This window comes from Petrocella sp. (assembly GCF_059865615.1).
The window spans coordinates 14,054-25,947 of sequence record NZ_JCBCDA010000005.1 but is presented as its reverse complement, the minus strand read 5'-3'; the positions used below and the strand labels follow the sequence as shown (position 1 = coordinate 25,947).

General features: G+C 36.6%; 9 protein-coding genes. All 9 read left to right on the top strand.

Annotated features, from left to right (window positions below; all coding sequences use genetic code 11):
- Nucleotide 1 precedes the first annotated feature (1 nt).
- The 9 genes from AC6F8J_RS00685 (at nt 2) to AC6F8J_RS00645 (ending at nt 11,622) form a co-directional block, all read left to right on the top strand.
- On the top strand, nt 2–1,765 hold the full coding sequence (locus AC6F8J_RS00685; protein WP_500720323.1) for an NADH-dependent [FeFe] hydrogenase, group A6: 1,764 nt from the start codon (nt 2–4) through the stop codon (nt 1,763–1,765).
- Nucleotides 1,766–2,345: 580 nt separating this feature from the next.
- Nucleotides 2,346–2,870 (top strand): ribosome hibernation-promoting factor, HPF/YfiA family, encoded by a 525-nt coding sequence (hpf, locus tag AC6F8J_RS00680; RefSeq protein ID WP_500720322.1) that lies wholly within the window; start codon nt 2,346–2,348, stop codon nt 2,868–2,870.
- Nucleotides 2,871–3,066: 196 nt separating this feature from the next.
- Nucleotides 3,067–5,634: a preprotein translocase subunit SecA gene (gene secA / locus AC6F8J_RS00675; RefSeq protein ID WP_500720321.1), complete on the top strand. Its 2,568-nt coding sequence runs from the start codon at nt 3,067–3,069 to the stop codon at nt 5,632–5,634.
- Between the two features lie 33 nt (nt 5,635–5,667).
- A protein-coding gene (gene prfB / locus AC6F8J_RS00670; RefSeq protein ID WP_500720320.1) for a peptide chain release factor 2 occupies nt 5,668–6,781 on the top strand; the annotation gives its coding sequence in 2 pieces (ribosomal slippage) (nt 5,668–5,742 and nt 5,744–6,781; 1,113 coding nt in all).
- A gap of 16 nt (nt 6,782–6,797) precedes the next feature.
- Complete coding sequence (locus AC6F8J_RS00665; protein WP_275840780.1) at nt 6,798–7,259, top strand: chemotaxis protein CheW; 462 nt, start codon at nt 6,798–6,800, stop codon at nt 7,257–7,259.
- Between the two features lie 216 nt (nt 7,260–7,475).
- Nucleotides 7,476–7,919: an ACT domain-containing protein gene (locus AC6F8J_RS00660; RefSeq protein ID WP_275840782.1), complete on the top strand. Its 444-nt coding sequence runs from the start codon at nt 7,476–7,478 to the stop codon at nt 7,917–7,919.
- Between the two features lie 4 nt (nt 7,920–7,923).
- The gene (locus AC6F8J_RS00655; protein ID WP_500720319.1) at nt 7,924–9,162 is read left to right on the top strand and encodes a homoserine dehydrogenase; all 1,239 of its coding nucleotides are present in this window, start codon (nt 7,924–7,926) and stop codon (nt 9,160–9,162) included.
- Between the two features lie 8 nt (nt 9,163–9,170).
- Nucleotides 9,171–10,382, top strand: a complete 1,212-nt coding sequence (locus tag AC6F8J_RS00650; protein ID WP_500720318.1) for a cofactor-independent phosphoglycerate mutase — start codon at nt 9,171–9,173, stop codon at nt 10,380–10,382.
- Between the two features lie 31 nt (nt 10,383–10,413).
- The gene (locus tag AC6F8J_RS00645) at nt 10,414–11,622 is read left to right on the top strand and encodes an aspartate kinase (RefSeq protein WP_500720317.1); all 1,209 of its coding nucleotides are present in this window, start codon (nt 10,414–10,416) and stop codon (nt 11,620–11,622) included.
- Nucleotides 11,623–11,894: the final 272 nt, after the last annotated feature.

Below are 11,894 nucleotides of genomic sequence, written 5' to 3'. Positions count from 1 at the left end.
AATGTCAGATATTAGAATAGTCATTGACGGGAAAGAAGTTTTTGTTCCAAAAGGCAGTACCATATTGGATGGTGCTAAAAAGCTTGGAATAACCATTCCCACTTTATGTCATTTAGATTTACATGATACAAAAATGGTCAATCAAACGGCATCATGTCGTGTTTGTGTGGTTGAAGTAGAAGGTAGGGGCAATTTAGCGCCTTCATGTGCAACACCTGCACTTGATGGTATGGTGGTTCGTACAAATACCATGCGTGTTCTTGAAACAAGAAAGACAGTAACAGAATTGATCCTGTCTGATCATCCAAAAGATTGCTTAACTTGCTCTCAATCAGGTGAGTGCGAATTACAAGACTTATCTGAAATGATTGGTATAAGAGAAATTAACATTACAGGTAAGGAAATGTCAACGTATAAGAAGGATTTCTCAACTTCCATTATTCGCGACATGGATAAATGTATCATGTGTAGAAGATGTGAAACAATGTGCAACAATGTTCAAGAAGTTGGCGCATTATCCGGTATCAATAGAGGCTTTAATGCAGTCATTTCTCCTGCTTTTGAACTGCCGTTGACAGAAACAGTATGTACCCACTGCGGTCAGTGTGTGGCTGTATGTCCGGTTGGCGCATTATCTGAACATGACCATACCTGGAAAGTTGTTGAAGCATTAGCAAATCCTGAAAAGACCGTTATTGTACAGGTGGCACCAGCTGTAAGGGTGGCTCTAGGTGAAGAATTTGGTCATGAACCAGGTACAATCGTTACGGGTAAAATGGTAACAGCTCTAAAGCAAATCGGTTTTGATCAAGTATTTGATACTGATTTTGCAGCAGACTTAACCATAATGGAAGAAGGTACTGAACTTCTTGGACGTCTGGGACGTTTTCTAGCCGGCGAAAAAGATGTTCCACTTCCAATATTGACATCATGCTGTCCTGCATGGGTTAACTTTGTAGAAAGTCAGTTCCCGGATTTAATTGATATTCCATCCTCTGCAAAATCACCACAACAAATGTTTGGTGCAGTAGCAAAATCCTATTATGCAGATATCCTTAAGATTGACCGTAAAGACTTGGTGGTTGTATCTGTGATGCCTTGTTTAGCTAAAAAATATGAGGCAGATAGAATAGAATTTAGTGTGGATGGTAATCCGGATGTAGACCTTGTTATTTCAACAAGAGAGCTTGCGCATTTAATTGAACAAGTTAATATTAATCTTGATGAACTTGAAGATTCAGAGTTTGATAAACCTCTAGGTGTTTCAACGGGTGCAGGTGTCATCTTTGGTTCTACAGGTGGTGTTATTGAAGCAGCACTTAGAACAGCTTATGAAGTACATGTTAAAAAACCTTTACCCAAAATTGATTTTGAGCAATTAAGAGGTTTTGACGGTGTACGTGCAGCAGAAGTTGATTTTGATGGTTTGAAGCTTAATATTGGTATCGCTCACGGTCTAGGAAATGCGAAAGCGTTGCTTACTGAGATCCGTAACGGTAATCCTAGAAATTTCCATGCTATTGAAGTTATGGCTTGCCCTGGCGGTTGTATAGGTGGTGGCGGACAACCTTACCATCATGGTGATTCCTCCATTATTAAAAAGCGTATGGATGCTATTTATCAAATTGATCAAGATATGCCAATTAGAAAATCTCATGAAAATGAAGCGGTTATGGAGTTGTATGAAAAATATCTTGGAGAGCCAATGTCACACAAGGCTCATGATTTATTGCATACACATTATAGCCAAAAAGATAAAGCATAATGTTTTAGATAATGTTTAGAAAGAAGTAGTAGCCATGGATGCAAATCTAAGGTTACTACTTTTTTTGATACTATTTCAATTTGTCCTATGAAAACCCTTCCTTATACCTTAAGGTTATGCACAGTATTATAAATTGATGATTATTTAAGTTCGATGAGGATATGTAAATACGAGGCAAGACATATGAAGTCGTGTAAGAACAAGAAGTCATAAAGTCGATATGTCCTGTTCAAATATTGATATATCTGTAACATATGTCCGATTAGTATGTTGACATAATATAGTGAACCCAAAAGCATTATCCACACAAAAAACTTGAAAAATGCTTGAAAAATGGGGTTGTACACAGAATTGAACACACTATCCACAAGTAAAAGCGGTTAAAATAATAATAAAAACCAAGTTATCCACAAGCGTGTTCAATAAGGTCTCATAATATTCTGACATTTTTTAAACAAGTCAAAAGGAAAAAAGAACTAATAAAAAGAAGGATATCTCTAATAAATATAGAATATTAATATTATAGCAAAAGCTATAATATTGTAAAAACACGTTATCGTGTTTGAAAGGAGTTGTTCGTATGCGTTATACAATAAGTGGGAAAAATATCGAGATAACCAACGCATTAAGGGAAGTGGCAACTAATAAACTCAGTAAATTGGAAAAGTACTTTTCAGAAGACACTGAAGTACAAGTTACCTTGAGTGTTTTAAAGAAAAATCATATAATTGAAGTCACCTTGCCATTAAAGGGCACCATCATTAGAGCCGAAGAAGAAGCTGAAAACATGTATGCAGCTATTGATCTCGTAATAGATGTGCTAGAGCGACAATTGCTTAGGCATAAGAAAAAATTAATTAATCGTCATCGCCATCATGGAACCTTTAGAACGGCATTTGCAGAAGTTGATTATGAAGATGATGAAGGTATGAAAATTGTTAGAAGCAAAAAATTCCCTATAAAGCCCATGGATGCAGAAGAAGCTTGTATGGAAATGGAACTTTTAGGACATAGTTTCTTTGTTTTTAGAGATCGAGACACAGAAGAACTTGCAGTGGTATATAAAAGAAAAGATGGACAATTTGGTTTAATATCAGCAGAATAAAGGATTTAAAGTCTTCCGGATTAATCCGGAAGACTTTTTTTAAAACTATAGGATAGGATAAGTTCATAATGAGAACTAAATGAATTATTCAACACAATAGGTTGAATAACCGAAAGGTTAATGGTAAAATTGTGTAATGCAATAATATAGAAGTTCAGATAAAAAAACACGATAGTTAAGCTTGGAAGGTGAAAAAATGTCACTAATTAGAAAAATATTTAAAACACATAGTGAAAGAGAATTAAAAAGAATCATGCCCCTTGTGGATCAAATTGATAATATGGATTCAACTTATGCAAGTATGTCGGATGATGCTTTGAAAGGCATGACAGAGATATTAAAGAAGCGATTGGATAATGGGGAAACATTGGATGATATCTTGCCCGAGGCTTTTGCAACGGTTCGAGAAGTCGGATATAGAGTACTTGGCTTAAAAGCCTTTAGAACTCAGATTATCGGTGGCATTATTTTTCATCAAGGTCGAATTGGTGAGATGAAAACAGGTGAAGGTAAAACGCTGGCAGCTACTTTACCGGCCTACCTAAATGCTTTGTCCCAAAAAGGTGTTCATATTGTTACCGTAAATGATTATCTAGCAGCACGTGATGCTGAGGAAATGGGTAAAATCTTTAATTTTTTAGGTCTTACAGTTGGTGTTTTAATTAACGGTATTACCAATGAAGAGCGACATGCGGCTTATCAAGCTGACATAACTTATGGAACAAACAATGAATTTGGATTTGATTACTTAAGAGACAATATGGTTATATACAAAAAAGATATGGTTCAAAGAGAGTTAAACTATGCTATCATTGATGAAGTTGACTCCATATTAATTGATGAAGCAAGAACACCATTGATCATATCAGGAAGCAGTAGTAAATCGACACATCTTTATCAACAGGCAAATATGTTATCAAAAAGACTAAGAAAAGGAGAAATCATAGGTGAAGTCTCAAAACTAAGCGCCATACTGAATGAAGAAGTTGAAGAGACCGGTGATTTTGTTTTAGATGAAAAAGAAAAAAATGTCACTTTGACAGCAGAAGGCGTAAAAAAAGTTGAAGCATATTTTCAAATAGAGAATCTCTCTGATCCTGAGAATATGGAGATGTTACACCATATTAACTTGGCACTTAGAGCCAATTATACCATGTTTAAAGATAAGAATTACGTGATAAAAGAAGGTGAAATCGTTATTGTTGATGAATTTACCGGTCGATTAATGCCTGGTAGACGCTATTCTAACGGATTGCATCAAGCCATAGAAGCTAAAGAAGATGTAGATGTTAGACGTGAAAGCAAGACCCTAGCAACTATAACCTTCCAAAATTATTTTAATCGTTATAAAAAAAGATCGGGTATGACAGGTACTGCATTAACGGAAGAAGAAGAATTTAGAGAAATTTATGGCATGGATGTTATTGTTATCCCTACGAATAGACCTATAGTTCGTATAGACCATGCAGATGAAGTTTATAGATCCCATGAAGAAAAAATCAAAGCTATCGTAAGTGATGTAGAAGCATCCTATGAGAAGGGGCAACCGGTACTTGTAGGTACAGTCACCATTGATTCTTCCGAAGAATTAAGCCGTGAGTTAAAGAAGGCAGGCATAAGACATAATGTCTTGAATGCAAAGTTTCATGAGCGTGAGGCAGAGATAGTAGCCAATGCCGGGCAATATCAAGCGGTTACCATTGCAACCAATATGGCCGGTCGTGGTACGGATATTAAATTGGGTCAAGGTGTTATTGAAGCAGGCGGTCTCAAAATTATTGGTACAGAGCGCCATGAATCAAGACGAATCGACAATCAGTTAAGAGGCCGTTCAGGACGTCAAGGTGATCCTGGTGAGTCTAAGTTCTATTTATCACTGGATGATGACCTCATGCGTCTGTTTGGGTCAGACCGTTTTAAAAATACCATTAGCCGACTAGGTTTACCGGAAGGTGAGCCAATTGCTGCGGGTATCTTGTCCAACGCTATTGAAAACGCCCAGAAAAAAGTTGAGGGCAATAACTTTGGTATAAGAAAGCATTTGCTTGATTATGACCAAGTCATGAATGAGCAAAGAGAAATCATCTATGAAGAACGTAGTAAGGTTCTAGATGGTCAGAACATGCGTGAAGTTATTATGAACATGATTGCAGATAATATTAAAAGAATCGTCAATGGGTTCTCAAATGGCATGGATCATCCAGATGAATGGGATTTACCAGGTATGATGGAGCAAATGCATAATATTATTCCTATACATCATGTTCAGATGACGGATGATGAAAAAGATGGTATGAATCGTGTGAAGTTCATTGAATTTATTACGAATAAGGCTTATGAATTATATAAAGCAAAAGAAGATGAATTTGAAGATATTGAAATACTAAGAGAAGCAGAAAGGGTTGTTTTGCTACGATCGATTGATCAGAAGTGGATGGATCATATCGATAGTATGGATCAAATGCGCCAAGGAATTGGTTTGAGAGCTTATGGCCAAAGAGACCCTTTGGTAGAGTACAAATTTGTCGGTTTTGAGATGTTTGATGATATGATAGAAAGCATTCAAGAAAGTACCGTTAGAGCCATGTATTCTATTAGAGCCAAAGTTAAGATAGAACGTGAGCAGGTGGCGAAAATTACAGGTACCAATAAAGGTGAACGCTCGAAACCGGCGCCCATTAAAAGAGCTGAAAAAAAAGTGGGACGAAATGAACCATGTCCATGTGGTAGCGGTAAAAAATACAAACAATGTCATGGCAGGTAAGATGAGCCATAATAAAATAAAAGAGGTGTTAAAATGATTGAGTTGAATCAAATTCGGCAACAATTGAAAGGGTATGAAAGTAAACTTGAAGAACTGAGGGCTTCTCTTTGACATCCCTGGCGCGGAGAATAAAAGACAAGAGTTAGAAGCACAGTCAAGTGCACAAGACTTCTGGAATCATCCGGAAGAATCCCAAGAAATCCTGAAAAGCATTAAGGTTCTAAACGACAAGATTGATGATTATAAGAAAATATTGCAAGACTATGAAGAACTTGATATACTTATAGATATGGCAGAAGAAGAATCAGATGAGGACCTTTTAAATGAAATAAAGGAACTCGTTGCGACGTTCATAAATGATTACGACGCTATGGTAATAGCAACACTATTAAAAGGGCCCTATGATAACAATAATGCGATTATATCTCTTCATGCAGGGGCAGGTGGCACTGAATCATGTGATTGGGTTGAAATGCTCTATAGGATGTATACAAGATGGTCTAATCAGAAGAACTATAGCCTGGAAGTGATTGATTATCTTGCAGGTGATGAAGCTGGTATAAAATCCATAACCTTCGAAGTCGGCGGTGAAAACGCATATGGCTATTTAAAAGCTGAAAAAGGTGTCCATAGATTGGTTAGAATATCACCTTTTGATAGTTCCGGAAGACGTCATACATCTTTTGCGTCTTGTGATGTGATACCTGATATTGAAGAGGAAATAGATGTGGAAATTAACTCGGATGATATTAGGATTGATACATTCAGAGCAAGTGGCGCAGGTGGTCAGCATATCAATAAGACGGACTCAGCCATTCGGATTACCCATATGCCAACAGGTATTGTAGTACAGTGCCAAAATGAAAGATCACAGCATAAGAACAAAGATAAAGCCTTACAAATGCTAAAGATTAAATTATTTGAAGTTGAAAGACAAAAGCAACTTGAAAAGATGATGGATATTCGTGGCGAAACCAAAGAAATTGGATGGGGCAGTCAAATAAGATCTTATGTTATGCATCCTTATAATATGGTTAAAGACCATCGTACCAATCAAGAAACGGGTAATGTCGGTGCGGTGATGGATGGACAGCTAGATGATTTTATAAATACATATTTGAAGTGGATGGCAGTGAAAACCATTTAACTAAGGAGGAAAACTTATGGCTACGTTACAACAAGTTGTATTTAAATTGGACAAAGAAGAATATGGCTTAAATATTATGATGGTAAATGGGATTGAAAAGTACCAAGAGGTTGTTAAAGTACCGAATGCACCGGAGTACATAGAAGGCATGATTAACCTAAGGGGTGAAGTACTTCCTATTTTCAGTTTGAGGAAAAAATTCAATTTAGCAGACAAACCTCATGATGATGAAACAAAAATAATTGTTGTCAACACAAATGGTATTAAAGTAGGATTCGTAGTAGATTCTGTGGAAGAGATTCTTCAGATTGAAGAAGAAGTCATTGAGGTTGCTCCAACCATCGTTGCAGGAATTAATAGGAAATATATTAAATCAGTAGCAAAAGTTGACCAACGTATGATTGTTCTCATTGATATTGATCTTGTGGTAACGGATGAAGAAAAAATATCCTTAGGTGAAGTTATAGCTGAAGTATAGATAGAAGAGTTGTTCCATAAAATGGAGCAACTTTTTTTTTGAAAAGTACACTCATAACTATATATTGTATGTAAAAGTTCAACTATAGAGTTTTGACACTTTAATCAAATATATACATATTTAGTGTTGAAACTCAAGTTGAATTATGGTATTATCTTTCTATGAAAAACAAATGTATTTCCAGTAAGAACATAATTGGATGAAGTGAGGTGTATCATGCCAGATCAAGCTAATTTTTATATTATACAAAGGAAGGCTTTACCGGAAGTGTTTTTAAAGGTCGTACAAGCAAAGAAATATTTAGAAAAGGAAAAAGCTATGACAGTTCAAGAAGCAGTTGAAGCTGTAGGGATTAGTAGAAGTTCTTTTTATAAGTATAAAGATACCATTTTTCCTTTTTATGAGAACTCAAGGGGCAGAGCTATAACTCTAGGAATGAGGATAGACGACGAGCCCGGTCTTTTGTCCTTGCTACTAAATTGCATAGCTAAGTATCAAGCAAATATACTTACAATACATCAAACAATACCAATCAATGGAGTTGCGGATATTACATTTAGCATAGAGGTGTTACCGACAACGGGAGATGTTCAAGATATGGTCAATCATTTGATTGAGACAGAAGGTGTACATCAAGTTAAGATATTAGCTAGGGAGTGATAGAATGGCAAAAATAGCGATTTTGGGATATGGAACAGTTGGATCAGGCGTAGTTGAAGTGCTTAAGACCAACCAAATCAGTATTAATAGAAGAGCAGAAACAGAGATAGAGTTAAAATATGTTTTGGATTTAAGAGAATTTCCAGGTTCATCTATAGAGCATGTGCTAACCCATAACTATATGGACATATTACAAGATGATGAAGTGGATATCGTTGTAGAAGTTATGGGTGGTATAGATCCGGCGTATACATTTGTTAAGCAGGCCCTTGAAAAAGGAAAAAGTGTAGTAACGTCAAACAAAGAGTTAGTCGCAAAACATGGTCCTCATTTGCTTGAGATTGCGAAAAAATATCATGTAAATTTTCTTTTTGAAGCCAGCGTAGGTGGCGGAATACCTATTATACGCCCTTTGAATCAATCATTAACAGCCGATGAAATCTATGAAATAGAAGGCATTTTAAACGGAACAACCAATTATATTTTATCTAAGATGAAAGATGAAGGCCTTGATTTTGATGTAGCATTAAAAGAAGCTCAAGATTTAGGTTTTGCAGAGCGTAATCCAGAATCTGACATTGAGGGGCATGATACCTGTAGAAAAATAGCTATTTTATCCTCTCTGGCTTTTGGGTGGCACGTGGACTATGAAAATATCTATACAGAAGGTATTACTAAAATCACTCAAAAGGATATGCTTTATGCGAAGGCTATGGGCATGGACATCAAGCTTTTAGGTAGATGTAAAAAAGAAGGAGATCGAGTGTGCCTTGCCGTTATTCCTATGTTAATCGGGGCTAATCATCCTTTAAATAATGTACATGGGGTGTTTAATGCGATATTAATCAAAGGCAATGTTATTGGTGAGGTGATGTTTTATGGAGCAGGCGCAGGTAAATTGCCAACAGCCAGTGCGGTTGTTGCAGATATCATAGATGCTTCAAAACATAAAGGGAAAAATATCATCGTCCAATGGAGTATGAAAAAAATGAAGCTTATGCCAATGACAGATGGGCACTTCAATTATTTCATTAGAGTAAAAATGCATCAAGAAAAAGAAGGAAGGACCTATATTGAAAAGATTTTTAATCATGTTGAATGGGTACAAGTCCAGGAAGATCCAAATTCAATAGGGTTTATTACAGAGAGCATAAGGGAAGGCGATATTGCCTTGAATATAGAAAAAATAAAGAACAATGAAGCCATCATATCAGTTGAAAGTATGATACGATTAGAAAGGTAGGTATAAGGATGAAGTATGTAGTCATTCTAGGAGATGGTATGGCAGATCGCCCTATAGAAAGATTAGGGAACAAAACACCCCTACAAGTAGCAAAAAAGCCAAACATTGATGCTTTAGCCATGAAAAGCGAGGTTGCCCTTGTAGATACAATTCCAAAAGGAATGGCACCTGGAAGTGATACTGCAAATTTATCGGTAATGGGCTATAACCCTGAAATATACTATACAGGCAGATCCCCTCTTGAAGCAGTTAGCATGGGGATTAGTATGGAAGATGACGACATCTGTTTCAGATGTAATCTTGTCACCTTATCTGAACAAGAATCTTATGAAGATAAAATCATGCTGGATCATAGTGCTTCAGAAATTACAACAGAAGAGGCAGGAGAACTCATTGCTGCAATTGATCATGTTTTCTCAGATACCATTAGAAAATTCTATCCCGGTATATCTTATAGGCATGCACTTATTTGGAAAAAGGGTTCTTTAAATGTGGAACTAGAACCACCTCATAACATTTTAGAAAATCGAATTAAGGATTATTTACCAAAAGGCGATTTTAGCGATATCATTTTAGAGATGCAGAAAAAAAGCTATGCAATATTAAACGACCATCCCATTAATGTAGATAGAGCTAAAAGAAAGCTTAATAAGGCCAATAGTATCTGGATATGGGGGGAGGGTACAAAGCCCAGTTTGACATCTTTTAAGGAAAAGTATGGGAAAAAAGGTGCCATGGTTTCAGCGGTTGACTTACTTAAAGGGATTGCCATTGCCAGTGAAATGACATCCATAGATGTGGAAGGGGCAGACGGTAGCTTACATACAAATTATGATGGAAAAGTCAATGCATCTTTAAAGGCACTTAAGACAGGTCATGATTTTGTATATTTACATATTGAAGCGCCGGATGAATGTGGTCATAGAGGTGAACTAGAAAACAAAATACTGGCGATCGAGCTGATTGATGAAAAAGTTGTCAAACCAATTGTTAAGGGTTTGACAGAGTTGAAAGAACCATATAGAATATTAATTATGCCTGATCATCCTACACCGGTGGAAATAAGGACACATACAACAGATCCTGTTCCTTATGTTCTCTACGACAGTCGTAGGATATTAGAGGATCATCTGACATACGATGAGATTATAGCAGAAAAAAACGGTGTTCGTTTTGAAAAAGGGCATGAGCTTATGGGCTATTTTTTATCGGAAGAGTAAGTTTGGAAGACACATATAGGAGGATATAAAAGTGCTAATTGTAAAAAAATTTGGCGGCAGTTCTGTAGCAAATCGGGATCGTGTGTTTAATGTTGCTAAAAGGATTATTGAAGATTACGATCAAGGACATGAAGTGGTTGTTGTATTATCGGCTCAAGGAGATACAACAGATGAATTACTATCCAAGGCAAAAACCTATTGCAACTCGCCTTCAAAAAGAGAAATGGACATGTTGCTTACAACAGGCGAACAGATATCTGTTTCACTAATGGCATTGGCACTTCAAGAGCTAGGTTATAGTGCAGTTTCTTTAAATGCAACCCAAGCAGGGATGTATACATCATCTTCTTACGGGAATGCAAGGCTTAAAAATATAACAGGTGAACGGATTATTGAAGAACTGGAGAGAAAGAACATCGTTATTGTGACCGGTTTTCAAGGGGTCAATCGACATGATGATATTACGACTCTTGGTCGAGGTGGTTCTGATACAACGGCAGTGGCACTTGCAGCAGCCTTAAATGCTGACAAATGTGAGATTTATACGGATGTTGATGGTGTTTACACAGCAGATCCACGGGTCGTGAAAACCGCTAAAAAATTACAGGAAATAACCTATGACGAGATGCTGGAATTGGCATCCCTTGGTGCAAAAGTTTTACATAACAGATCAGTAGAAATGGCAAAAAAATATGGTGTTGAACTGGTGGTGCGATCCAGTTTAACAAGAGAAGAAGGAACTGTTGTTAAGGAGGAATGTACAGTGGAAAAGATGTTGGTAAGTGGGGTAGCAGCAGATAAAAACATTGCCAGAATAGCGGTAGTCGGTATAGAAGACGAACCTGGAAAGGCATTTAAGTTGTTTAGAATCATGGCAAAGGAGAATATTAATGTTGACATTATTCTTCAATCCATAGGGCGAAACAATACGAAAGATATTTCTTTTACCGTAGACATTAATGATGCCTACCATGCCAAAGAAGCTATAGAAGCCCATCAAGAAGCATTGAATTTTGAATCGGTTTCGGTCGATGAACATGTTGCAAAAGTATCATTAGTAGGTGCAGGCATGCAATCAAACACTGGCGTGGCAAGCAAAATGTTTGAAGCCTTATATGACGCAGGCATTAACATTAAGATGATTTCAACTTCAGAAATCAAGATTTCACTATTGATTGACGAGCGTTATACAGATGAGGCAGTAAATGCTATTCATGAAGAATTTAGCTTAGGTCAGTAACTCACCTTCCCATATATAAACTTCTTTGTGATGATTTAGGCAACTTGTTTGCCAAGAACTTAGAAATCCTTTGGGAAGCTGCGTCAATAACTATATAATGGTTAAGGCGTCAAAACTATATAGTTGAACTTTCACCTACCATATGTAGTTATGAATGTATCAACGTAATCTACATATGGTAGGCGAATTTAGTGAAACTTAGTTTTGACCCTTTAACCCTATAATAATAAGACCATCTCGAATTTGAGATGGTCTTATTATTATAGGATCAA

What these genes read in the sequence shown, in the direction of transcription:
- hpf (WP_500720322.1), top strand. Translation starts at nt 2,346, where the DNA reads ATGCGTTATACAATAAGTGGGAAAAATATCGAGATAACCAACGCATTA.
- AC6F8J_RS00660 (WP_275840782.1), top strand. Translation starts at nt 7,476, where the DNA reads ATGCCAGATCAAGCTAATTTTTATATTATACAAAGGAAGGCTTTACCG.
- AC6F8J_RS00685 (WP_500720323.1), top strand. Translation starts at nt 2, where the DNA reads ATGTCAGATATTAGAATAGTCATTGACGGGAAAGAAGTTTTTGTTCCA.
- secA (WP_500720321.1), top strand. Translation starts at nt 3,067, where the DNA reads ATGTCACTAATTAGAAAAATATTTAAAACACATAGTGAAAGAGAATTA.
- AC6F8J_RS00650 (WP_500720318.1), top strand. Translation starts at nt 9,171, where the DNA reads ATGAAGTATGTAGTCATTCTAGGAGATGGTATGGCAGATCGCCCTATA.
- AC6F8J_RS00655 (WP_500720319.1), top strand. Translation starts at nt 7,924, where the DNA reads ATGGCAAAAATAGCGATTTTGGGATATGGAACAGTTGGATCAGGCGTA.
- AC6F8J_RS00665 (WP_275840780.1), top strand. Translation starts at nt 6,798, where the DNA reads ATGGCTACGTTACAACAAGTTGTATTTAAATTGGACAAAGAAGAATAT.